Below are 23048 nucleotides of genomic sequence, written 5' to 3'. Positions count from 1 at the left end.
CGAGGTTGACGTTCACGCTCTTCGTCTCGGTGAAGCTGTCGAGCATGCCTTCGAGCGACATCTCGCGGCCGATGCCGCTCTCCTTGATGCCGCCGTAGGACTGGCCGAGCGCTTGGCCCCCGCCCTGGTTGACCTGGACCCAGCCGGCCTCGACGGCGTGGGCGGCCCGCAGCGCCCGCCCGATGTCGCGGGACCAGATGTAGGCGGCGAGCCCGTAATGGCTGTCGTTGGCCATGCGGATCGCCGCGTCCTCGTCGCGCCAGGGGATCGCCACGAGGACGGGCCCGAAGATCTCCTCCCGGGCGAGCCGCCAGTCGTTCGAGGTGTCGGCGAAGATCGTCGGCAGCGCGAAGTAGCCGCGGGTCAGCGGGCCGTCTTTGGGCGGCAGGCCGCCGGTGACGAGGCGCGCCTCCGGCCGGCTCAGCCCGTCCGCCACGTAGCCGCAGACCTTCGTGAACTGGCGCTCGTTGATGATCGCGCCGATGTCGGTGGCCTCGTCCAGGGGATCGCCGATCGTCAGGGCCGAGACCCGGGAGACCAGCCGGTCGAGGAACCCGTCGTAGATGTCGGCGTGGAGGAACAGCCGCGATCCGGCGGTGCAGGACTGGCTCTGGCGGGTGAACCGCATCGAGGCGATGATCCCGTCGAGCACCCAATCCTCGTCGGCGTCGGGGTAGACGATCGACGGGCTCTTGCCCCCGAGTTCGAGGGAGACCGGCGCGATCCGCTCGGCGGCGGCGCGCATGATCGCCTTGCCGACCGCGGTCGAGCCGGTGAAGCTGACCTTGCGCACCAGCGGGTGGGCGGCCAGGGGCTCGCCGCACTCCTTTCCGTAGCCGGTGACCACGTTGACGACGCCGGCCGGCAGGTGCTCCTGGCAGATCTCGGCGATCATCAGCACGGCGAGCGGCGCGTCCTCGGCGGCCTTGAGCACGATCGTGTTGCCGGCGCAGACCGCCGGGGCGATCTTGAGCGCGGCGAGCTGCGCCGGGGCGTTCCAGGGGACGATCGCGCCGACCACCCCGAGGGGTTCGCGCCGGGAGTAGCTGAGCTGCCCCTCGCCAAGGGGAATTGTCACGCCCTTCAATTCGCCCGCGAGGCCACCGAAGTAGCGGAAGGCGTCGGCCACGATCCGCGCCTCGCCCCGCGCCTGGGTGCGCAGGGCGTTACCGGTCTCGGTGGCGATCAGGCGCGCCATCTCCTCCTGGCGCGCCTCCAGCGCCTCGCCGATGGCCAGCAGCAGGCGGCCGCGGTCGCGCGCCGCGACGCGGGACCAGGCCGGGAACGCCGCCGCGGCCGCGTCCACCGCGCGCTCGACATCCGCCTTCCCGCCCCGGGGCACCGCGCCGATCGGCTCGCGCCGGCCCGGATTCTCGATCGTAATCGTCTCCCCCGACGCGGCGGACCGCCATCGCCCGCCGATCAGCATCTGCCGCGAGAGGAGCGCCGGGAGAGGTTGCGGATCTGTCATGCGTCTTCTTCGGACGGCCGGGCTCAGGGGTGCGGGGCGGCTGCCGGCGCGCCCTCGATCATCCTGATGACGGCGGAGTAATCGAGGTCTCCGGAGCCTGAGCCGCAGAACAGGCCGTAGAGCGCCGTCGCCAGAGAGCCGAGCGGCAGGCTCGACTGCGTCTCCATCGCCGCCTGCTCGGCGAGCCGCAGGTCCTTGAGCATCAGGTCGGCGGCGAAGCCGTTCCGATACGCGCGGCTCGACGGGACGTTCGGCAGAAGACCCGGGACCGGCGGGTAATTCACCAGCGCGTGGCAGCTTCCCGTCGAGGTCGAGACGATCTCCCGCAACGTCGCCGGGTCGAGCCCAAGGCGCTGGCCCAGCGTGTAGGCCTCCGAGACTGCGATCATCGAGATGCCGGCCAGGAGGTTGTTGCAGACCTTGGCGGCCTGCCCGTTGCCGGCGGGGCCCGCATGGAAGACGTTGCGGCCCATTGCCTGAAGGATCGGCCGCGCCCGGTCGAGCGCGCCCACCTCGCCGCCGACCATGAAGGTCAGCGTGCCGGCCTGCGCGCCCATGACGCCGCCCGAGACGGGGGCGTCGAGGACGGGGATCCCGCGCTCGGCGCCCGCCGCGTGCAGGGACCTCGCCTCCGCGACGGCGATGGTGGAGCAATCGATGAGCAGGGCGCCGTCCGGCAGCCCGGCCAGAGTTCCCCCAGGCGCGGTATGAATCTCCAGGACATGACGTCCGGTCGGAACCATCGAGATCAGGAATTGCGCCTCCGTCGCGGTCTCGGAGGCGCCAGCGACGATCTCCGCGCCCGCACCTTGAGCCTCCGCCCGCGCAATCTCGGCGACGTCGTAGGCGCGGACCGCGTATCCCGCCGCCACGAGGTTGCGGAGCATGGGCAACCCCATGCGTCCGAGGCCGATGAAGCCGATCCGGGCCATTCTCTCCTCCCCCTGGCGTCAATCGGACGTCACTTCTGGGACAGGGCGACGAGCGGGCAGCCGCCCTCGCCCACGGGCCGGAACGCGACCTCAGCCGGGATCGTCGCCTTGTAGGTGTAGTAGTCCCACGGATAGCGCGACGCGGACGGCGCCTTGACGGTGAACAGGTGCATCGGGTGCATCTTGCGGCCGTCCGCGCGGATGGTGCCCTTGCCGAATAGCGGGTCGTCGGTCGGCATCGCCTTCATCGTGGCGACGACCTTGGCGCCGTCGCCCGCCTCGCCCAGCGCCTCGACCGCTTTGAGGTAGTGGAGGATCGAGGCGTAGACGCCGGCCTGGACCATGGAGGGCTTCGCCCCCGAGCGCTGTGCCGCGAAGCGCTGGGAGAAGGCGCGGGTACCGTCGTTCATGTCCCAGTAGAACGGCGAGACCAGCGACAGGCCCTGAGCGAGCGGCAGGCCGATGGCGTGGACGTCGGTGACGTAGATCAGGAGGCCGGCGAGCCGTTGCTTCGAGCCGGCTATGCCGAACTCGGCCGCCTGCTTGATGCTGTTGACGGTGTCGCCGCCGGAATTGGCGAGCCCGATTACCTGCGCGCTCGAGGCCTGCGCCTGCAGGAGATAGGACGAGAAATCCGAGGTGTTGTTCGGCGCCCGGACGCGGCCGAGCACCCGGCCGCCGCTGGCCAGCACCATCTTCTCAGTGTCGCGCTCCAGCGCGTGGCCGAAGGCGAAGTCGGCTGTCAGGAAGAACCACGTCCTGCCGCCGGTCTCGACCACCGCCTTGCCGATGCCGTTGGCGAAGGCCCAGGTATCGTGGGTCCAGTGCACCGTGTTCGGCGTGCAGGCCTTGCCGGTGAGGTCCGACACGGCGGGCCCCGAAGCGAGCATGACCTTGTTCTTGTCCCGAACGATCTGGCTGACCGCCAGGGCGGCCGCCGAGTTGGTGACGTCGGCCACCGCATCGACGCCCCCGGTATCGAACCATTGCCGGGTGATCGTGGAGGCGACGTCGGCCTTGTTGCCGTGGTCGGCCACGAGGATCTCGACCTTCCAGCCCTTCCCGGGCAGCCCCGAGTCCGCGACGGCGAGGTTCGCCGCGACGACGGATCCCGGCCCGCCCATGTCGGCGTAGATCGAGGATTGATCGTTGAGGACGCCGATCCTGACGGTCTTCTCCGCCGCCGAGGCGGAGCCGAAGCCGAGCAGGAACGCAGCGGCCGCACGGCAAAAGGCCCGCGCCATCGCACCATCCTCCCTGGTCGCGGTCTGATGCCGCTCCTCTCCCTTAGCCGGCCTTCGTGGGCTGGTGCGGGATGTCAGCGAAAAAAGCGCACACACCCCAGCCCGTCTATGTTAATTTCTGCACACCGCACGCTCATGGATTGACAGATGCGATCGACGCATCGGTGGGACGACCTGCAGGCCTTCCTGGCCGTAGCCCGCGCCGGGCGCCTGACGGAAGCGGCCCGCACGATGGGCGTCGAGCACACCACGCTGAGCCGACGGATCACGCGGCTGGAGATGGCTCTCGGGGCCAAGCTGTTCGACCGGCGGCCGACCGGTTATGGTCTCTCGGCGGAGGGCGAGCGCCTGCTGCCGCGGGCCGAGGCGATCGAACGGGCAGCTCTGGGCATCTGGCTCGACCGGGTCGACCCCGCCGTCGGCCTGACAGGATCCGTGCGAATCGGCGCACCGGAAGCGTTCGGCACCTTCTGTCTCTCGGAGCGGATCGACGACTTCTCGACGCAGCATCCGGGTCTGTCGATCGAGCTCGTTGCGACCCCGCGCGCCTTCAGCCTCTCGAAGCGTGAGGCGGATCTCGCCATCGGCCTCACGCGGCCGGCTACAGGACGCCTGCACGCCCGCAAGCTCGCTGATTACGAACTCGGCCTATACGGCGCGCCTACCTACATAGCCCGCTGCGGGCGGCCCGAGGTGCGGTCCGATCTGCACCGACACCGGTTCATCGGCTACATCGACGAACTCGTCTTCTCCCCGGAACTCGATTACTTCACCGAGGCATTGCCCGGCCTGCAGCCGTCCATCCGCATCTCGAACGTCATCACGCAGATGACGGCCGCCCAGAGTGGAGCCGGCCTCTGCATCCTGCCGTGCTTCATGGCCGACCGGCACTCGGAACTGGTCCGCCTTATCCCGGACTGCGTTCGCATCACCCGCACGTATTGGTTGCTGACCCATGCCGACATGGCGCATCTGGACCGGATCAAGACCACCGCCGAGTTCATAGTCTCGGCTGCCCGCGCCGCACGCCCCGCCTTTCTTCCGCGACGATGAAAGAGCCATGTATTCAAATTCGAAATGCCGTTCGCGATGTCTACGATATTTTATATTGACAAGATTCATTTAACAGCCCCGACAAATAGCTTGCAAGGTTGCTACGGTGTGTGCCGAACCAACGCGTTGCGCAGGCTGTGGTTTTGTGATTCAGGGCCGCCGTTTGCACCACGGAGGCGACGATGGCGGATCTGTTCTGGCTCTCGGATGTGCAGTGGGCGGCGATCGAGCCGTTCATGCCGAAAGACCAGCCCGGCCCCGAGCGCAAGGACGACCGGCAGATCATCTCCGGCCTCCTGCACGTGATCACGTCCGGCTGCCGCTGGCGCGACTGCCCCGCCTACGGCAAGCGCACCACCGTCTACAACCGCTTCAACGGCTGGTCACGGCGCGGTTTCTGGACGACGATGCTCTCCGCCCTGGCCAAGGTAGGCTGGGCCGGTGAACGCTGGCGCATCGAGGCCACGTTCAACCGCCTCAAGGACTTCCGCCGGATCGCCACCCGCTACGACAAGCTGGCCCGCAACTACGCCTCCGGCCTCGCACTCGCCGCCGTCGTCGCCTTCTGGTGCTGATCGAGTCCAGACCCTAGGACTAAGCTGTCGGGCGACGGAGCCTGGCGGCGCAGGTGGGTGAAACCAGCGAAGAGCACGAAACTGATGCTGTAGCGCAGCCCAGAGGCTATCTCGATCACCTCCAGATTGTGCGAGTAGCCATGGAAGCAAGCGAAGGCCCAGACATTCCGGGTCGCCGCTTTGCGCCCATCCCAGACAATCCAGCCTTTCCCGACTGTTGCTCCGAAGCCGACGTTCCCTGTCGCGGAGCAATCGTTCGAGAGGGTTGGGGGCGGTAATTGGCCCAACGCCCGGAAGCAGTCATGTAGCTTCGTGCTCTGAGCCGCTACCGACGATGCCTGTAGTAGCCGGTTGCTGCCGCAACTGCGGGCACGGATGCCACAGCAAAGCCGACCACCTTCCATGCCGTCGTGTCGCTGAGCATGAGCACCAAACCCGTGAGCGTCAGCACCGAGAGGCCGGAAGCAAACAAAACCGGATGCTGCTGCCATGTCGATGGTCGATCTGTCATACTGCTGTCGCCGACCTCGCCCGCGCCCGTCGCGAGCGTCTGCGCGCCCACCACAACCAAGCGCCGTTGCCGGTGATGAAAAGTGCGGCCCAGGACAACCCACACCAAAGAATCTTCAGTGGCCAGGATCCGTAATCTCCGAAATGCAGGGGCTGCGAGATCCTGACGAGGGTCAGGTACCAGGGGAGACGCGTAACTTCCGCGACCCGGGCATCGTGGGCGTCGACCAGCGCGATCTCGAACAGCCGCTTCTGCAGGCCGGTCGGCCCGGCGAGCAGCACCGTATAGTGCCGTCCGGTCGAGAAGACCGTGTCGGGATAGATCATCATCATCGTCCGCCAGCCGGGCCGCGCGCCCTCCGCCGCGGTCCTGATCTTATCGAGGGAGATGGGGATGGCGCGGTCGCCATCCTGGGCGGGCGCCGTGGCATGTGTTCGAACGAGGCGCTGCAATTCGGTCGCCTGCCATGCCAGGAGACCTATGCTCCCGAGGGCGAGCGCGATGCCCGTAATCGACACGAGCAGCGTCCAACCAAGTGTGGCAACGCCGATCAGGTTGTGCAGGTCGCGCTGGCGCAACGCCTGCCCGCGCCCGCATCGGATCGCGCCGAAGGCGAGGTCTCTGACGTAAGGCCCGTAGACCATTACTCCCGACACGAGGCAGACGATGACGAGTAGGGCCACCACGCCACCGAAGAGTTGGCCCGATGGGCCGAGCAACCAGTTCGCGTGCAGCCGCAGCAGGATGCCGATGGGAGTCTTGCGTGGGTCAGGGCGCGGCAGGCGGGCGCCGCTGTGCGCGTCCAGCATCATCGGGACGGCATCTGCGAGTGTGCGGATCCCCCACGCGGCGAGCCCCACCGTGACCCGCTCCGGATGATCTTCGTCAAAGGCGAAGGAGACGATACGTTTGCTGGGTTCAAGCGCCAACGCCGCCGCCGTGAGGTCGGCCAGCGGCAGGAGCGGCGCATTCGAAGCCGCGACCGCCGACTCCCAGCCGGCCCATTCCTCGATCTCCTCGTGAAAGATCAAGACCGTGCCGGTCAGGCAAAGCACGAGGAAAAATGGCGCCGCGACGAGCCCGGTCCAGCGATGCAGCCAGAGGCACGCGCGGAAGGTGCGGGAGCCGGCAAAGCGCGGCGCCGCAGCCCGCCCCTCCGCAGCCGTGACCGGACCCGCGTCGGAAACTTGATCGGTGTGGGCAGCCACGTCGGCGATCCTACCAGCGATAGGTCAGCGTCCCGAACACGCTCCGGCGGAAGCCCTCGAATACGTAGCCGGTGTAGAAGCCCGACGTGAAATACCGTTGGTCGAAGATGTTGTTGGCGTTGACCGACAGCACCGCCCCCTTCCAGGCGGGATTCAGTCGCGCGAGGTCGTAGTTGAGTGAGGCGTCGACGAGGGCGTAGGCCGGTATGCGATCGACGTTGGTCGCGTCGGTGCGCTCGCCGACGTAGCGTACGCCGGCCCCAGCCCGGAACCCTGCGAATGGCGAGTTCAGCGGGAAGGTGTAATCGGCGAACAGCGACAGGGTGTTGTCGGGCGCGTTGGGCAGGCGGTTGCCGACCAGGGCCGGGTTCGACGAGTTCCGGGTGACTTTCGTGTTGAGGTTGGCGTAGCCGAAGATCAGATTGAACCCGTCGAACAGGCTCGCCTTGCCCTCCAACTCGAACCCGCGGGACTCCGCCGCGCCTGTCACTATAAAAAAGCCCGGGTTGCGAGGGTCTGCGAGCGGGATGTTGGTCTGCGTGATCTCGAAATACGAGGCGGTGAACAGCGCCGGGATGCCGACCGGCTGCCACTTCACGCCGCCCTCGATCTGGCTGGCCTCGCGCGGTGGGAGAGCAGACCCGTCGGCCCGCTGTCCCGCGATCTGTGGGTTGAAAGACGTCGAGTAGGCGGCGTAGGGCACGACGCCAAAGTCGAACTCGTAGCCGAGGGCGGCGCGGTAGCTCAGGGCCGAGAAGTTCTGATTGTCGATCGTCGTCCGGTTCAGCGTGGCGACCGGCAAATTCGGGAAATTGAAGGTGGTCCGGACCTGCTGATCGACCCAATCGTTGCGTACGCTTCCGGTGAGGATGAAGCCGTTCCACTTCATCTGGTCCTGAAAGTAAGCACCGATCTGCTGCTGAAGCGCCCGCGTCGAGACGTTCGTGCGCTGCGGGAAGGCGATCGCGAGGTTGTAGACAGGATTGTAGAGGTCGATCAGGCGGTTGGCGGCGGCCGTCGGGTAGCCGTTTGGAAACGTCCGCGCATCGCGACGGTGGTAGTTCTGGAAGCCGACACCGAAGACGACGTTGTGCTGGATACCCCAGGTATCGAACCGCCCTTCGATGTAGTTGTCGGTCAGAAGCCCATGACTGGACTGGTCACGCAGGTACGGGAAGACCGAGACTGAGAGGAAGTCGGTGGGCGTGAACGCCGGAGACGCTCCAACCGCTTGATACTTCGCCGTAGTTTCGAACACACGGAACGCGGAGTGCAGCAACCACCCCGGGGCGAACGTGTGGTCTAGGATATAGCCAATCTCCTTGTTCTCCAGGAGACCGGTGTTGAAGTTCGGCTGGCCGACGAACTGGCTACGCGGATAGAAGCCGCGAGAGCTGGGCAGGATCGAGCCGATGATCGGCAGGCTCTGCTCCGAGCCGCCTCCACGAAACTCGGCGTACTTGGCGAGCACCGTGAGCGAGGTGTCGGCGTCTGGTCTCCACGTCAGCGCCGGGGCGATGAACCTGCGGTCGTCCGGCGTGTACCTGACCTGGGTGTCGGAGTTGCGAACGAGGCCGGTCAGACGGTAGGCGAACTGGGGGGCTCCCTCGACTGGCCCGGACAGGTCGAAGCCAGCCTGCACGCGGCCGTAGTTGCCGCCCTGGATGAAGATTTCGTTGAAGGGCGTGAAGGTCGGGCGCTTCGAGACGAGGTTGATGATGCCGCCGGGCTGACCCTGGCCATAGAGGACAGAGATCGGCCCCTTCACCACGTCGATGCGCTCGTAGGCGTACGGCTCGATGTTTTGATCGAACGAGTTGAAACCGTAGCGCAGGCCGTCCTCGTAGACGCTGTCGAAGTTGTTGGCGTTGAAGCCGCGCAGGGTGAAGGTCGGGCCGCCTTGTCCGCCGGGGTAGTCCACGGCCTGGACGTTGGGGGTGTAGGCGACGGCGAGATTGACGTCCTGAACGCCGCGAACATTGAGCTCGTCGCGGGTGATGACGCTGACGGTGGCGGGTGTCTCCAGAATTGAATCGTTGCCCTTCGAGCCCGCCGTCGAGCGTGTCGCGACGAAGCCCGTGGTACCGTAGGTCGGCTGCTGGGCCTCGACCGAAAGCTCGTCGAGGGTGACAGACGCCCCTACGGCCCCCACCGGGGTGGGTGAGTTCGAGTCGCCCGGCGGCAGGGACGCCTGGGCGTAGCGCGGGTTGACGAGCGTGATCGTCGAATGTTGCGCCGCCCGGTAGGTCAACTCCGTTCCGTCAAGCAGCTTGGCCAGCGCCTCCAGGGGCAGGAGGTCTCCCTCGACGCCGCGCGTCACGAGATTCTCCGTCAGCGCCGTCTTGTAAGCCAGGGACAGGCCCGTCTGCGCGATGAGCGCCGTCAGCGCCGGTTCGAGCGGGCCTGGGGCGATCGACACAGGGACGCGCCTGGGCGAGATCGCATGCGGCGGCGCACCGTTACCGGCGGCGATGGGCACGATATTGATCTGGTCCCCAGCCCGCACGAAGGCGGGGTTGATCGGCCGCTCCTGTGCCGCCGCCTGCTGACCCATCACCATCAGCGGCGCGCCCGCCAGGGCCGCCTTCCGCCACGTGCCGCCGCAATTCCGCAAGGCCATCCCACGCCCCCGTCACAACCCACGAGGGCGGCGCGCTTGGTGTGCGCTCTGTGTACCCTCACAGGTGAAGACAATCGAGGGACGAAACTCCTGACCTCATTGGGCAACTTTTTTCGACCCGTCAGGCCGGCGCCCTGACGAGGACGAGGAACGGGGTCAGGCGCGTGATCCGCAGACCCATCGTCGCGGTCAGCACGTCGAGCGCGCCGTCGGTATCTCGGAGGTCGAGGGCCCCGCTGAAGCGCTGTGCGCCGAGGACGTCGCCGAGCAGGACGATGCGTCCGCGCCGGTAGCGGTTCAGTTCGGTCACGATCTCTGCGAGCGGCTTTCCCGATACGACGAGTTTGCCGTCCCGCCACGCCGTGGCGCGCGCGACATCGCCGCGCTCGACCTCCAGACGGCCATCGGCGCCGCGGAGCGCGACCTCGCCGGCACCGATCGTCACGCGCTCGGCCGACATCGATGCATCGACGCGGCCCTCCACCACCCCGACTGGTTCGGCGCTTCCGTTGGCCCGGACGAAGAAGCGGGTGCCGACCGCGCGCACGCGCAGACCGTCCCCACGCACCACGAACGGCCGGTCGCGGTCGGGCACCACCTCGAACATCGCTTCGCCCCGCAACAGGTCGATGTCGCGCGCCTCGGTCGTGAAGCGCAGGGCCAACGCCGTATCGGTGTTCAGGACCGCCCGGCTGCCGTCGGGCAGTGCCATCGACTCGATGTCCCCGATGTCGGTCCATGCATCGGCGCGCAGGCGATCGATCAATCCGGCCTCGTGGCCGACGAGCCCGGTCAGGCCCAGCAATACGGCGAGGACGACGAGGCCCGTCGGCATCTTGCACTTCCGTGCGCGCGGGTCGGGTACGCGTCCGGCCGCATGCCGCCACGCCTCCATCTCGGCGTAGGCTTCAGAGTGTGCCTGGTCGGCGCCGCGCCAAGTTTCGAACGCCCTGCGGTCCGCGTCGGTCGCGTCGGGGGAGGACAGACGAACCACCCAGAACGCCGCCCTCTCGTAGACCGGGTCGTCCTCGGCGTCGCCGGCCCCTCCGAGACCATCGTGCTCGTCCATATCGATCCGACGCCTGCCCTGCCCACCCTATCCACAAAGACCGACGAGGACGCGGATTCCTGACGTCGGGGGCTAGAAAAAATCCTGGCAGTGTCGGCGGATGTGGAGCAGCGCCTTGATGAGGTGCTTCTCGACCATATTCCGGCTGACGCCCAGGCTGAGTGCGACCTCGCCGTTGGTGAGGCCCTCGAAGGTGCTGAGCAGGAATGCCTCGCGGCAGCGTGGAGGCAACGCGTCGATGGCCGCCGCCACGAGGCGCAGTTGCTGGCGGGCGATCACCTGCACTTCGGTTCGCACCCGCCCATCCTCGATTTCGGTCAGGTCGAGTTCGGACATGGATCGGAACAGTCCGGCCTCGAACCGGCGGCGCTTGCCGATGTTCGTGGCGACGTTGTGTGCGAGGTGGAACAGGAAGAGGCGTGGGTGTTCGAGGTCCGTAGTCGTCAGCGCCTTGATGAGCCGTAGGTAGGTCTCCTGCGCCGCGTCGGCGGCGTCCGCCGGGTTGCCGAGGACACGCAGCAGATAGCGTCGGAGGTTCAGATCCTCACTGCGATGAAGGGCATCGATCGACACCGCCCCCATGACCTTATCCTCGAACACCTCATTCCACCGCACCACTCCGCGACGGTCGATGTATCGGGGAAGGCAAAACAGAAACCGATGCAACCGCGATCGCTTTTTACAAGTTTTCCAAACTGCAGACCGAAATCGTCATCAACGGTTTGCGATGGCCTGATAAAAACTGCCTTGTAGTCATTGCCTTTTATTTGGAATTATTCTACTTGCCGAGAGAAATCCGGATACTGATGCAAATCTGCCGCATGGGGGTCTCAGGATGTGGGCAAGGTCGAAGGCCCGCTATGGCACGTGTCGAACCCAAACCCGTCTTTCCGCAATCGGCCAGCCTACGTCATTTCGAATCGCCACCGCGCGCAAAACCTGCCGTTCGGCTTGGCGCCCATCCCGGTCATTTAGGGCTTCGTCATCGCTTCTAGGAAGCGGACGTTCAAGCGGAGCAGATTAGGGGTGTCGCCCATGGCTGATCGGCCCCCACGGGGTGGTCCGGGTCGCGAGTTAGTGCAGGGTGGGCCTTTTCACCACGGCTAGCTTGGCCGGCGGAGCCGGTTGGACGAGCGCAGCCGGCCAAGCGGTCAGGGCTGGCACGAACGAGCTATGCGGGATTTTGGGTGACGGAGGGCGTCAGGCGGCGCGGTTATCTGGGCGCGCGATGACCTCGGTCCCGTCGCGGAAGATGACGCCTGCCACGACCTTCGGCAACTGATTTTCGCCTTTCAGCCGCCGCCAGGTTTTCGAGGCCGCCATCACGAGCTTGAACACCATCAGCTTGGCAGTGGTCGGCGAGAGTGTGCCCTTGGTCCGCACGGTCCGGTGCCGGACGGTGGCGAACACGCTCTCGATGGGATTGGTGGTCCGGAGGTGATCCCAGTGCTCGGCAGGGAAGTCGTAGAAGGCCAGCAAGGCGTCTCGGTCCTTCGTCAGGCACTCGGCGGCGCGGGCGTACTTGGCCCCGTACTTCTCGACGAAGACGGCCAGCGCCGCCTCGGCCGCCGCGCGGGTCGGCGCGCCATGGATCTCGCGCAGGCCCGCCTTCATGGCAGGCTGAACAGACTTCGGGACCTTGTTCAGGACGTTGGCGGTCTTGTGCTGCCAGCAGCGCTGATGACGCGTGCCGGGAAAGACCTCGTCGAGGGCCCGCCACAAGCCGAGCGCCCCGTCGCCCATCGCGATCTCGGGCGCGACCGCCAGCCCGCGCCGGTTCACGTCGACGAGCAACTCGCGCCAGCTCTGGGCGCTCTCGCGCACGCCGACCTGGAAGCCGACCAGCTCCTTCTTCCCCTCGAGCGTCGCCCCGATCAGCACGAGCATGCATTCGGCCTGCTCCTCCATCCAGGCCTGCAGGTACAAACCGTCGGCCCAGACGTACACGTAGCGGCGGCCCGAGAGGTCGCGGCCTTGCTAGCGGGCGTACTCGTCCGCGAAGGCTCGCCGTCAGCCGCGTCACGACCGCCGGCGAGAGGTTCGGAGCATCACGCCCGAGCAGCGCCGACAGCGCCTTCTGGAAATCGCCGGTCGACACGCCGCGCAGGTACAGCACCGGCAGAAGCGCATCGAGGCTGCGGGTCCGCCGCGCCCACTTCGGCAGGATCGTCGAGGTGAACCGGACCCGATCCTCGGCCCCCGTCGCACCGCGATCCCGCACGCGCACCCGCGCCATCGGCACCGGGCCGATCCCGGTCTGGATCGTCCGCTCCGGCCCATGGCCGTGCCGCACCGGCCGAGCCCGCCCGTCCGGCAGTCGCAGGTCCTGCATCGCCGCCAGAAAGGCCTCAGCCTCAAGCTCGACAGCCTGGGCGAGCAGGCGCCGGGCCCCAGACCTCAGCACCTCGGTCAGGGGATCGTCGATCGCGTCGGGCTGACGAAGCCGGACGATATTGGTAGGGCTGTCCATGGCGTATCGCTCTCGCTGAGAGGTTCTGGCAGGCTCGACACCCGCCTCGATACGCCGCCTCCACGCTCCCCGCGTCACCCAATCTCCCGCATAGCTCCCTGCGGCGTGAACCCGTCCGCAGCGGCGATCGCCCCGCGGCCGAACTGGGCCATGATCGGCTCCAGTGCCTTGCCCGACGCGGCGATAACCGGCGGCACGACCTTCCACGATGGGCCCGAGGATCGCGCCCCGAGCGAACCCACCGGCACCCGCTCCGATCGCCTGCCCCGCATCCCGGCTGGAGGAGGCAGGCCGATGACGATTACCAGCATGCGCAGCAGGCTCCGCAAGATCGATGCGCGCCGGTTCGAGGCCGACCCCGCGCTGAAGGCCCTTACCAACGGCGAGTTGGCCGACGCCCTGCGTGCCGCGTCCGACGATCCCGCCGATCACGCCTTGGCCGATTGGTTCGAGACCGGTGCCGAAGGGTCCCTGCCGCCCGGCGCCCTCGACTCCCTGGACCCGGTGCACTGACGATGGCTTCCCGCGAGATCAGATCCCGCCTCCGCCGGATCGAGGCCCGCCGCGGCTTCTCCTTCACCGGCAACGTCCGGCAGATGAGCGACGCGCAGCTCGAAGCGCTCATCCGGCACAGCTACGCTGACCCCCGAGCCGAGCACGGGAGCCTCGTTCAGGCCGTCTGGAACCTGCGCGCCACCGGCGACGAAAGCGACGCCGCCCTCGCCACCCTGATCAAGGAAGACATTGGAGGGGCAGATGCGCGCTACCACTAAGCAGCGGCTCGCCAAGATCGAGAACCGCCTGCGCCACCCGGTCCGCGGCGCCCACTGCTACACCGACGACGAGCTCGACGGCCTCATCGCTGTCCTGCGTCAGGGCGAGGCCGGCGAGGCCATCGACCCGAACCGCGAGGAATGGGCGGCCGAGCTGCTGCACCGGAAGTGCCTGCTGCCGTGACCATCGCCAACCTGCGCCGCCGCCTCGACCGCATCCAGGCCGCCCGCGGCTCCGGCCGCATAACCAGCACCTGCAACGGTAACTACCCAGGGGGTGCGTTCAGCGCGAACGGGCGCCCGTGGCTTGGCAGCGCGGGGTGAAGCGTAGGGCCTCTTGTGCGGGACGGGTTTCGCTGATTCCCTCTCGAGATGGGCCGCAGCGATCTTGAGCGGTTGAGCCGCGAGGAACTGATAGATCCTTCGACAGGCTCAGGATGAGGTGGTGCTGCGGCTGCAGCGCCCAGAGAAGACCTCGCGCACGTCCTCGAAGCCGCCGTCCACTGACCGCAAGGAGCGGCGGGAGCAGGCCAAGCCCGGCGGGGCCAAGCCCGGTCACGAGGGTCATAGTCGCGTGATGAGCGAGGATCCCAACGCGGTCGTCGATCATCGCCCTGACCGCTGCGCGTGCTGCGGTGGCCCGCTGCACGAGGATCTGCCTGCCGAGGTCGTCAGCGTGTCCGAGCGGATCGACCTACCCGCGGTGGCGCCGGTGGTGACGCAGCATCGACGGCTGGCGGTGCGCTGCCCGTCCTGCGGGGCGCGGGCCGTCGCGCCGGTGCCGGAGGCGGCGCGGGGCACGCCGTTCGGTCCGCGGCTGCATGCGGTGGCCACCTATCTCAAGACCTTCCAGGCGCTGTCCTACGAGCGGCTGCAGGCGGCGCTGTCGGACCTGTTCGGCCTGAGGCTGAGCCAGGGCGGCGTGATGAACCTGCTCCGCCGCGCGCAGGCCCGCTTCCGGCCCGGCCGCGAGGCGGCCGTCGCAAAGCTGCGCCGGGCCGAGGTCGTCGCCTCGGACGAGACCGGCGTGCGGATCGAGGGGAGCAACGCCTTCCACTGGGTGTTCCGCTCCAGCGCGGCGGTGGTCCATCGAGCCTCTCCGACGCGCGGCGCCGTCGTGGTGCGGGAGACGATGGACGGCCACCGCCCGGCGGTGTGGATCTCGGACCGCTACACGGCCCAGCAGGGACACGCCGTCCGCCACCAGACCTGCCTGGCCCATCTCGCCCGCGACGTCGCCTACGCCGTCGAGGTCAGCGCTGATCCCGTACCGCTGCGCCTGCAGCTCTGGCTGCAATCCGTGTTCGCCCTGGCCGAGCGCGTCACCGCTCTGGCCGCCTCGACGCTCTCGGCCAAACGGCGGGCGCTGGAGCGACGCCTGGCCGAGATCCTGTCCGCCCCGAGCCGCTGCGATCTGACCCGCGAACTGCAGGCCAAGATCGGCCGCGCCCGCGATCAGCTCCTGGTCTTCCTCGATCATCCCGGCACGGTCGAGGTCACGAACAATGGATGTGAGCGCCTGCTGCGCCCGGCGGTCGTGCAGCGGAAAATGACCAACGGCTACCGCGCCATGTGGGCCGCCACCGGCGAGGCCGACATCCGCACCGTCGTCGACACCGCCCGCCTCTCCGGCACCAGCCCCTTCGGCACCATCCTCAAGACCGTCGGCGCCTGAACCCCGCCATCGCAGGCGTGGGCAATTACCCTGCAACCTCGCCAACCACCCCGCCGACGTCGTCGGCGACGCGATCCGCAACTGGCGCGCCTGGACCGCCGCGGGCCGGGCCAGCCGCATCGGATCGACGCTGATTTTGCGGGCCGCCCGCCCGCCGACCGCCGCGGAGTGGTCCGCTCGGTACAACCCGCGCACCGGAGCGCTGCATTGAGCCTCATCGACATCCGCCGCCGCCTCGAATGGCTTCAGGCCGCCAGCAGCCCGGAGGCGCCGACCAGGGTCCTCACGGACGCGGCGATCGGCGACGTCGCCGCCGACATGCGGGCGGCCGACGCCTTGGCGAACTGGAGAACGTGGATCGCGACCGGCCGGGCTAGCGTCAGCAACGGTGTCCTCTGCCCGACCCTTCTGGAGATGACCGAGTCCGAGGGGGTGACCTCGCACATTACCGCGCATTGAGGTCGACCCTTTCGGTGATGGCTGAACGCTGTCCCGTGAGATGGCCGAGCGTTTCCAGCAGCACTTGTGTTTTGCGAGGATAGATGGGAGCGACGCAGCCGACTGTTGCGAAATTTGACACGACAATAAACCATAATAATAATCGATATCTATGGATTATTGTTTTGGCTGGTCTGAACGATTGCTTCCTCACATAGTTGCCATAATCCATAGAGGGAGAAAACACATGCGCGCCACGTCCTTGCTCATTGCAGCCATGCTGTGCGCTTCCGGAGGGGTCGCGATGGCCCAAGGCACCGCGCCGACATCGCGCAATAGCTCTTCGCCAGGGCAGGAAGCCGACAAGATGCGCTCCGGCGACAAAGCTGGATCGCTGCCGAACTCGGCCAACCCGGGAACTGATGCCGGGGCGGACGGAAATAAGACGCAGGACTCTCGGACGACCAAAACCAGGGACCGCTGAGCACGCTGCACCCCTAGATCGGAGTCGCCCAGGTCATGGTCTGGGCGGCCACCCTCGTATTACGGACGATCCATATGGCTGCACGTGAGGCTCAGATATGTCCACAGCACCAATCAGCGGCGTCATACATCAACGCTGGCAGTCAACGCGGCCATTCATAGGACACTCGGACGACAGCCTCGTCCGCAAAATCGAATGCTCCGCCATGCGCCCAGAGATCAGAGATATAGCTATTGAGGAGCTTTTTCTGCGAAAATCAAATAGATACATGGATAATCTCTTAGCAAGCTGAGCCATGTACGATTGACTCAGTTTCTACGTTCATCAAACTGCGTTGATCATCTTCCTTTTGTACCTCTGACGCCGACCAATTTCGGCTTCGATGAGATGTCTTGTCCTTGCGCTGATGCTTTGGCACGTAAGTTTGGCTCGTAGACTATCAATCGCGTATGCCTCGAACGGCCTTTCGCGCAACAAGCGATCTGATACGTAGTCCAAAAATTTCATGCTATCTCCGTATGATGTCGAAATTATTCCGGTAGGGGTTCGCACTGCCCCTTCACATCCTTGGAGATCTTCTCTCCTTCCTTATAGGGCGTATAATTTTTCTTCTGCTCATCGTTGAGCCATACCGCGTCTTTGACCGGACCTGTGTAGAGATGCCGAACCCACGCGATCACTTCCAGCATTTCATCTGGATTGAGATCTTCGTTGTGCGGTCCCATCATCCCATTAGCGCCGCCCCAAAGGGTTGAGAATAGCCCCGTATCTTCCGTATTGGTGGGATAAGTCCAGTAATTGTCGTTCAAGCCGGGGCCAACCTTGCCTTCGGCTGCATGACCGTGGCAACCAGAGCATGACGTAAGAAACAGACTCTCACCATTGCGCAAACAAGACTTATCGTCGATGTAGATATTATTTCCCGTTTGGAAAAAAGTTTTTACTGCTTTTGTGTCCCGCCCCCCCGGTTTGCCCTGACCCGTATCCATCGCTTCTCCAGTGATGGTATTCCGAAAGACGGTTCCGTTTTGAGGTCCGCTCATCGGCTGTCCAAGCGCTACAAACCCTGCGCCCATCAGAGTCATGATGCTCGTAGCAGAAAGCAGCGTATGAGATGATTTCATATTATCCACCCTATAGCGCCTCGACTTCGGAGCACAAGCGCTGCTGTAGAGGCATGGCCCGCAGTTCTTATAACAGTCTTATTCTAATTGATGAAAACCTTATGCCTTGGAATGTGGCGCGTCTTCTCACCATATCGTCGCGGGATGCATCGATCGGTCAAGGTTGATGTTGAAGCTGTAGCGTAGGCATCCCCGCGGGATGCTGAGATGGCCACACACATCGATGGACGGCTGTACCTCGGGTGTCCGAGTTTTTCACAGATTTGCAAGTCGAACTATGGGTGCAGACCCCTTCCACGCAGGTTAAACGGGCATTCAGCTTGAAAGTCGATGGATTAGAATTAATCGATGATGCCGTTGAGTTTCAGATCGACAATCATGTCATGATTTACAGAGCATGTTGTGCGATTATTAAAAACATAAGAACATCGATCGATGCGACTTTCCCTTTGCCCCCAGCAACGTGGGGGTATCCCTAAACTCACGCGCGACCCTATGGGCGGCGCGTCTTCTTGTTTGTGATGTATGATGCGGCAAAGACCATGCATGTGTTGACTTGCAATGAGCTGATGAAGACCCTTCAGATGTCCGTCCAGCAGCGGATGATGCTGTTAAGATGCGAGCCGAACGATGGGTACGAGCCACGTGCGCTCGTTGAGATGAGAACCATCGAGGTGTTGTCAAAGCATAAGTTAATCAAGCGCAGCGGAAAGCACCGCTGGCGTCTGACCGCAGCGGGTCTGGTGGCCTTGCACAGCCAGCGAGAGAGAGCCGCGTTAAAGAGATCTGCTGGCGTGTAATCACCACGGCACACCCAACTGCGGCAGGACCAAAGTGATCTCTCGACCCGCGATTGTAGAGATTGTGTGCTGTCGAGACATTCGATGAGGCGAACCGTAGGCGCTTTGATCGTGGTAGCCGCGAGTTCGATTGCAGTCGCAGGCGCCTTTGTCTGGTTCGGCGGCTCCGAGATCGACCCGATGCCAATGCAGGGCACGACGGCGAAGTCGATTGAGCGTGTTCCCACAGCCTCGCGTGCCTCGACGCCGACGCTCTACTGCGAGTTCACCAACTTCGCCGACCAGACACCCCTAGTTGGTTTCCTATTCCGGATTGAAGGAGCGCCGACCGCCCCAGTCTACGCGCTGATCTCCCAACGAGAACAGGACGGATCGCGCGCCGAGTTCGGAAGTGAGGGGACACCGTCACCGCGATGGGCATTTGATGGCTCGGACAGCCCCACGGTGATCCGCGCGCCGGAGGACGGAACGCGGATCAACCTGTATGACTACGATTCCGAGAAGCCGGGCACCTACTGGTTCGAGGCAGGATTGCGCAGCATCCGCTATAAGAACCTCGGAGGTCGCTGCCGCCGCAGCATGTGACGACAGCGAGATTGCTATTCCAATGACCGAATTTGCTCCTATTCAGATCTGTCTTGTAGCCTCACTTCTGGCCACAGCACCTGACGCTCACGCGCAGAGCATCGTCGATGGCACCGGAACTGCGGTCGATGCGGAGAGCACTCGGATCGTACTCGCGCTGATAGGGCAACATTTGCGCAGCACCGACGCCAAAGTGACCGACCTGCGAACAGGCCGCGGCGGAGCGATCTGCGGGGCGGTCGAGGTTCGGAACCGGATGGGAACGTACACCGGAGCCCGGCCCTTTGTGGCCGATCTTGCCGGTGGGTTTTTCGGACGCCTTCCGGAAGGTCCGGAGCTGCGCAACCCAGCCAGCATTGCGGACTACCGGGCTATGGAACGGGCTCAGGAGCTTTTCACGAGAAACTGCTCCGAGCGATGATAAATTTCAATGCTCTGTCAATTTGTTTAGCATATAATTCAACGTGATCGTGCTAGAAATATTGGGTGGCGTATCTCGCATGTACGCCTTCAGACAGTTTTCGAGACTTTTCACTATAAAACCGACACTGTGAGCCGCGACATAGTTGATGTCGCGGCTCACAGTGACAGATTTCAAGTAATTGCGGGTAATCTGAAACGCGTCCCAATGAGCTACTCAGCGCCCTTCTTCTCGTTGTTTTCTTTGCTTTTTTGCATGTGTTGCCGTCTGTTTTCTTCAAGATCTGATGATGCTGTGGTTTGACTCTTCTCCTCGGTTTTCGTCGTTCCGGCGTTCGGCTTCGACTGTGCCCAGGTGATCGTGGGGACAAGCGTGACAGCGATAGTGAAAGAGAGAGCGCTAAGGCGCTTCGAGAAACTGACCATTCGAGTTTCCTCCGTTGCTTTATTCGAGAACAATGACTCGGGAATGGTACGATTTCAACAACAAAATTACATCCACTCAAAAATTGTTTATTATTATTGCGGTTCAGATAATCAGTTCTAGTGCGGATTTAAGGTGGAGTTGAAGTACGCGTTGGGGCTTCAAAGATGTCTGTAACCGACGGCGTGTGGATCTAGGTTACAGAAACCCGCTTCCCGAGTGGCCCTTGAAGGCGTTCGCCCGCCGGATATAGCCGACGACCGTCGGCGGATCCCGATGCCCGCTTTGATCCGTGATCCGCGCGAGATCCGTGCCCCGCTCAGCCACCGACGTGATGTAGCCCGCCCACAGGTTATGCGCACCGAACGTCGAGTCATCGAGGCCCGCCGCGGCCGTGTACCGCTTCACGATGTCCGCCACCGCCTGCGTTGTCAGCCTTGGTGCCTCGCCGGTCCCCGGATCGGGGGAGCGCACGTTCCCCGACCGTGACACGGGCCGGAACACCGGGCCCGACGCGATCCCCGCCGCGTCCAGCCATTCGCGCACCAGCGCCACCGGCTGGATGAACCGGCTATGCGGTACCGCCTTCTCCGGCCCCCTGCCCTCCTGGTCGAATTTGGACCGCCGGACCATGACCCACACGCTCTCGGGATCCTCGCGCAGATCCTCGACGTCGAGCGCGACGAGTTCGGATCGGCGGAACGCGCCGGCAAACCCGAGCGCCAGCAGTGACCGGTCGCGCTTGCCTGTCAGGGTGTCCGGCGTCCGCATCAGCAGCGCGGCCAGAACGTCGGCGGTTGCGGGGGCTTTCTGCACCGGCGCCACGCCCACCTTGCGCCGGGCACTTCATCGCAGCCCGCACGCCCTCGTCGTCCGGCTGGCCGGCGAGTTTGTGGGCGTAGCGGATCGCGGCGAGACGCCGCCCGAGCGTCGAGGCCGCGCGCGCCTCCTCCGCCTCCGCGACGAGGAAGCCGGCCACCGCCTGCGGGCTGGGCGGCAGCGACCGGAACCCGTACCGGGTGCACCTAAGCCTCGAACACCCGCGCGTCTGTCGTGTAGGCCCGCACCGTTGCGTCGGTCATCGAGGCCCGCTGAGGTGGAATCACGCGGTCGTTGCAACAGCTTATGGAGGGCTGTGGCGATGGCGGGTCGACGGCGTTCGGATCGGGCTTTGCGGGATAAGGTGAGGTCGCCGGGACGACCTCCGGTGGCACGGCAGGAGCACCGGCGCCGGTTCTGGGCGCTGGTCGCCTCGGGTCTATCGAGCGAGGACGCGGCGATGGGATGCGGGATCTCGCAGCCGGTTGGCTTCCGGTGGTTCCGAGAGGGCGGCGGGATGGCTCCCTCGCACCTGTCGCGGTCCTCCAAGCCGCCGTCTGACCGCTACCTGTCGTTCGCCGAGCGAGAGGAGATCGCTCTGCTGCGGGTTCAGGGGCATGGGGTGCGCGAGGTCGCACGCCGCCTGGGGCGGACGGCCTCGACCATCTCGCGCGAGTTGCGGCGGAACGCGGCAACGCGCGGCGGCAACCTGGACTATCGGGCGACGGCAACCAAGTATCTAGCTTGAGATTCAACCTCGATTTAGATTTTTGCAACTCAAATCTATTCGACCGATCGCATTTTAAAATATTGTAAGAGTTAGATCTATATTTAGATAACCTACAGCTTGCCGCTCGACCAATGCTCATTGCTATAGCGTAGCCACCTTGCATGCGGCACCACCCTGAGCGCGCAGGCGCTCACCCTGACGTACTGGCATCCCTGACGCCTTTCACGAGCCGGCCTTCATCACCTCTAGCAACTTGAACCCGGCCGCGAACATATCTTGTGTTGCCCTGATCCAGGTGGAATGCCCAGGCGGCAGCCGCGCCCGCTTCAGTCCGGCCGCCGTGGCGAGATCCCGAAACACCCGCGTCACCTCCCCTCCCCCGACGGCCAGGGCGATTGCATATGGGTTGTTTGGGGTTCGATCTGGGCTGAAGGCGATGCGTTGACGCCTCCTGAGACGCAGGAGGCGATCGATGCTGGCCGTGCAAGGATTGTTCGCGGCGGTGCCGGACCCGCGGGCGGCCAACGCCCGCCATCGGCTCGACGAGGTTCTGCTGGTCGCCCTGGCCGCCACGCTGTGCGGCGCCCAGACCTGCGTCGACATCGCCACCTTCGCCCGGGCCAAGCTGCCGCTGCTGCGCCGCTTCGTCCGCCTCGCCCACGGCGCGCCCAGCCACGACACCTTCAGCCGCCTGTTCCAGGCGCTCGACCCGCTCGCCTTCGAGGCCGCGTTCCGCGCCTTCATGGCCGCCTTCGCCAAAGCCCTGGACCAAGCGGCGCAGGACCAAGCGGCGCAGGACGAGCCCGACGGCACCGGCCGCCCGCGCATCGTCGCCCTCGACGGCAAGTCCCTGCGCGGCGCCATCCAGAGCGCCGGGCGCTCGACCCCGCTGCACCTCGTCACCGCCTGGGCCGCCGAGCAGCGCCTCGTCCTGGCCCAGCGCCACGCCCGCAACCGCAGCGAGGTCACCGCCGCGCGCGAGGTCATCGCCCTGCTCGACCTGCGCGATGCCGTCGTCACGCCCGACGCCCTGCACGGCAACCGCGCCACGGCCGCCGCCATCCTGGAACGGGGCGGAGCCTACGCCCTGATCCTCAAGGGCAACCGCGGCCCGCTGCACGCGGCCGCCCAGGCGCTGCTGGGCGAGGCCGATGCCGAGACGGCCGTCCGCACCAGCCACACCGCCCACGGCCGCTACGAGGAGCGCCGCGCCTGGGTCCGGGCCGTGCCGGGCTGGGCCGAACGCTACGGCTTCGCCGGCCTGTGCGCCATCGCCCGGGTCGACGGCCTGCGCCGCAGCACGCACGTGGACGCCCCTGCCGAGGCCGAGCCGCCCCAGACCCGCTACGTCGCCCTCTCGCAGCGGCTCGACCCCGCCGAGGTCCTGCGCGTGGTGCGCGCCCACTGGTCGATCGAGAACCACCAGCACTGGCTGCTCGACGTCGCCTTCCGCGAGGACGCCATCCTCACCCGCAACGCCGTCACCGCCCAGAACCTCGCCCTGCTGCGCCGCCTCGCCCTCGGCCTGATCCGCCAGGACGCCACGAAGGGCTCCCTGCACACCAAACGACAGTTGGCCGGATGGAACGACGACTACCTCGCCGACCTCATCAGCCAAATGCG

Annotated in this window: 19 protein-coding genes and 3 pseudogenes; 11 read left to right on the top strand and 11 right to left on the bottom strand. The window is 65.5% G+C overall.

Annotated features, from left to right (window positions below):
- The 3 genes from Q8W71_RS29030 to Q8W71_RS29020 form a co-directional block, all read right to left on the bottom strand.
- Positions 1 to 1471 (bottom strand): aldehyde dehydrogenase family protein (locus tag Q8W71_RS29030; RefSeq protein WP_305528868.1); only part of this gene is annotated, 1471 nt, incomplete at its 3' end.
- A gap of 23 nt (positions 1472 to 1494) precedes the next feature.
- Positions 1495 to 2403: a 3-hydroxyisobutyrate dehydrogenase gene (gene mmsB / locus Q8W71_RS29025; protein ID WP_305528867.1), complete on the bottom strand. Its 909-nt coding sequence runs from the start codon at positions 2401 to 2403 to the stop codon at positions 1495 to 1497.
- Positions 2404 to 2432: 29 nt separating this feature from the next.
- Entirely contained in the window at positions 2433 to 3647 is a 1215-nt protein-coding gene (locus tag Q8W71_RS29020; RefSeq protein WP_305528866.1) for an ABC transporter substrate-binding protein, read from the bottom strand.
- A 147-nt stretch (positions 3648 to 3794) separates the two neighbouring features.
- Between Q8W71_RS29020 and Q8W71_RS29015 the strand changes: the two genes are divergently transcribed.
- Both Q8W71_RS29015 and Q8W71_RS29010 read left to right on the top strand, forming a co-directional pair.
- Entirely contained in the window at positions 3795 to 4700 is a 906-nt protein-coding gene (locus Q8W71_RS29015) for a LysR family transcriptional regulator (RefSeq protein WP_305528865.1), read from the top strand.
- Between the two features lie 182 nt (positions 4701 to 4882).
- Complete coding sequence (locus Q8W71_RS29010) at positions 4883 to 5275, top strand: transposase (RefSeq protein ID WP_305528864.1); 393 nt, start codon at positions 4883 to 4885, stop codon at positions 5273 to 5275.
- Between the two features lie 507 nt (positions 5276 to 5782).
- Here the strand turns inward: Q8W71_RS29010 and Q8W71_RS29005 are convergent.
- The 5 genes and pseudogenes from Q8W71_RS29005 to Q8W71_RS28985 form a co-directional block, all read right to left on the bottom strand.
- Positions 5783 to 6994 (bottom strand): PepSY-associated TM helix domain-containing protein, encoded by a 1212-nt coding sequence (locus tag Q8W71_RS29005; protein WP_305528863.1) that lies wholly within the window; start codon positions 6992 to 6994, stop codon positions 5783 to 5785.
- A 10-nt stretch (positions 6995 to 7004) separates the two neighbouring features.
- Positions 7005 to 9614, bottom strand: coding sequence for a TonB-dependent siderophore receptor (locus tag Q8W71_RS29000; protein ID WP_305528862.1), 2610 nt, complete (start codon positions 9612 to 9614; stop codon positions 7005 to 7007).
- A 121-nt stretch (positions 9615 to 9735) separates the two neighbouring features.
- Positions 9736 to 10683, bottom strand: coding sequence for a FecR family protein (locus Q8W71_RS28995; protein ID WP_305528861.1), 948 nt, complete (start codon positions 10681 to 10683; stop codon positions 9736 to 9738).
- Between the two features lie 72 nt (positions 10684 to 10755).
- Positions 10756 to 11283 (bottom strand): RNA polymerase sigma factor, encoded by a 528-nt coding sequence (locus Q8W71_RS28990; RefSeq protein ID WP_370875568.1) that lies wholly within the window; start codon positions 11281 to 11283, stop codon positions 10756 to 10758.
- Positions 11284 to 11883: 600 nt separating this feature from the next.
- Positions 11884 to 13153 (bottom strand): annotated as a pseudogene (locus Q8W71_RS28985) (IS256 family transposase).
- Positions 13154 to 13303: 150 nt separating this feature from the next.
- Here Q8W71_RS28985 and Q8W71_RS28980 point away from each other — a divergent pair.
- The 5 genes and pseudogenes from Q8W71_RS28980 (at position 13304) to Q8W71_RS28960 (ending at position 16060) form a co-directional block, all read left to right on the top strand.
- Positions 13304 to 13666 (top strand): hypothetical protein, encoded by a 363-nt coding sequence (locus Q8W71_RS28980; RefSeq protein WP_305528860.1) that lies wholly within the window; start codon positions 13304 to 13306, stop codon positions 13664 to 13666.
- 2 nt (positions 13667 to 13668) lie between these two features.
- Positions 13669 to 13926 carry a hypothetical protein gene (locus Q8W71_RS28975; protein WP_305528859.1) on the top strand — a complete coding sequence of 86 codons (258 nt, stop codon included), beginning with the start codon at positions 13669 to 13671 and terminating at the stop codon, positions 13924 to 13926.
- Entirely contained in the window at positions 13910 to 14110 is a 201-nt protein-coding gene (locus Q8W71_RS28970) for a hypothetical protein (RefSeq protein ID WP_305528858.1), read from the top strand. Before Q8W71_RS28975 ends, Q8W71_RS28970 begins: the two co-directional genes overlap by 17 nt.
- A gap of 188 nt (positions 14111 to 14298) precedes the next feature.
- Positions 14299 to 15601 (top strand): annotated as a pseudogene (tnpC, locus tag Q8W71_RS28965) (IS66 family transposase).
- A gap of 207 nt (positions 15602 to 15808) precedes the next feature.
- Positions 15809 to 16060: a hypothetical protein gene (locus Q8W71_RS28960; RefSeq protein ID WP_305528857.1), complete on the top strand. Its 252-nt coding sequence runs from the start codon at positions 15809 to 15811 to the stop codon at positions 16058 to 16060.
- Between the two features lie 993 nt (positions 16061 to 17053).
- On the opposite strand, the gene moxG is transcribed toward Q8W71_RS28960, so the two are convergent.
- Positions 17054 to 17608 carry a cytochrome c(L), periplasmic gene (gene moxG / locus Q8W71_RS28955; RefSeq protein ID WP_305528856.1) on the bottom strand — a complete coding sequence of 185 codons (555 nt, stop codon included), beginning with the start codon at positions 17606 to 17608 and terminating at the stop codon, positions 17054 to 17056.
- A gap of 923 nt (positions 17609 to 18531) precedes the next feature.
- Here moxG and Q8W71_RS28950 point away from each other — a divergent pair.
- Positions 18532 to 19032 carry a hypothetical protein gene (locus Q8W71_RS28950; RefSeq protein ID WP_305528855.1) on the top strand — a complete coding sequence of 167 codons (501 nt, stop codon included), beginning with the start codon at positions 18532 to 18534 and terminating at the stop codon, positions 19030 to 19032.
- A 22-nt stretch (positions 19033 to 19054) separates the two neighbouring features.
- Positions 19055 to 19453 carry a hypothetical protein gene (locus Q8W71_RS28945; protein WP_305528854.1) on the top strand — a complete coding sequence of 133 codons (399 nt, stop codon included), beginning with the start codon at positions 19055 to 19057 and terminating at the stop codon, positions 19451 to 19453.
- A gap of 621 nt (positions 19454 to 20074) precedes the next feature.
- Here the strand turns inward: Q8W71_RS28945 and Q8W71_RS28940 are convergent.
- On the bottom strand, positions 20075 to 20701 hold the full coding sequence (locus Q8W71_RS28940; RefSeq protein WP_305528853.1) for a site-specific integrase: 627 nt from the start codon (positions 20699 to 20701) through the stop codon (positions 20075 to 20077).
- Positions 20702 to 21017: 316 nt separating this feature from the next.
- Here Q8W71_RS28940 and Q8W71_RS28935 point away from each other — a divergent pair.
- A pseudogene (locus tag Q8W71_RS28935) lies at positions 21018 to 21440 on the top strand (helix-turn-helix domain-containing protein); the annotation flags it as partial.
- Positions 21441 to 21647: 207 nt separating this feature from the next.
- On the opposite strand, the gene Q8W71_RS28930 reads toward Q8W71_RS28935, so the two are convergent.
- The gene (locus Q8W71_RS28930; protein ID WP_305528852.1) at positions 21648 to 21794 is read right to left on the bottom strand and encodes a hypothetical protein; all 147 of its coding nucleotides are present in this window, start codon (positions 21792 to 21794) and stop codon (positions 21648 to 21650) included.
- Positions 21795 to 21897: 103 nt separating this feature from the next.
- Here Q8W71_RS28930 and Q8W71_RS28925 point away from each other — a divergent pair.
- Positions 21898 to 23048 (top strand): ISAs1 family transposase (locus Q8W71_RS28925; protein WP_305525205.1); only part of this gene is annotated, 1151 nt, incomplete at its 3' end.

This window comes from Methylobacterium amylolyticum (assembly GCF_030700245.1).
Taxonomy (GTDB): Bacteria; Pseudomonadota; Alphaproteobacteria; order Rhizobiales; family Beijerinckiaceae; genus Methylobacterium.
The sequence above is the reverse complement of the archived record's forward strand: the minus strand, read 5'-3'. Positions and strand labels throughout refer to the sequence as shown.

Coding starts and splice junctions, on each gene's coding strand:
- moxG (WP_305528856.1), bottom strand. CDS start 17,608: ATGACTCTGATGGGCGCAGGGTTTGTAGCGCTTGGACAGCCGATGAGC.
- Q8W71_RS29010 (WP_305528864.1), top strand. CDS start 4,883: ATGGCGGATCTGTTCTGGCTCTCGGATGTGCAGTGGGCGGCGATCGAG.
- Q8W71_RS29000 (WP_305528862.1), bottom strand. CDS start 9,614: ATGGCCTTGCGGAATTGCGGCGGCACGTGGCGGAAGGCGGCCCTGGCG.
- Q8W71_RS28970 (WP_305528858.1), top strand. CDS start 13,910: ATGCGCGCTACCACTAAGCAGCGGCTCGCCAAGATCGAGAACCGCCTG.
- Q8W71_RS28995 (WP_305528861.1), bottom strand. CDS start 10,683: ATGGACGAGCACGATGGTCTCGGAGGGGCCGGCGACGCCGAGGACGAC.
- Q8W71_RS28950 (WP_305528855.1), top strand. CDS start 18,532: ATGAGGCGAACCGTAGGCGCTTTGATCGTGGTAGCCGCGAGTTCGATT.
- Q8W71_RS28945 (WP_305528854.1), top strand. CDS start 19,055: ATGACCGAATTTGCTCCTATTCAGATCTGTCTTGTAGCCTCACTTCTG.
- Q8W71_RS29015 (WP_305528865.1), top strand. CDS start 3,795: ATGCGATCGACGCATCGGTGGGACGACCTGCAGGCCTTCCTGGCCGTA.
- mmsB (WP_305528867.1), bottom strand. CDS start 2,403: ATGGCCCGGATCGGCTTCATCGGCCTCGGACGCATGGGGTTGCCCATG.
- Q8W71_RS28975 (WP_305528859.1), top strand. CDS start 13,669: ATGGCTTCCCGCGAGATCAGATCCCGCCTCCGCCGGATCGAGGCCCGC.
- Q8W71_RS29020 (WP_305528866.1), bottom strand. CDS start 3,647: ATGGCGCGGGCCTTTTGCCGTGCGGCCGCTGCGTTCCTGCTCGGCTTC.
- Q8W71_RS28980 (WP_305528860.1), top strand. CDS start 13,304: ATGATCGGCTCCAGTGCCTTGCCCGACGCGGCGATAACCGGCGGCACG.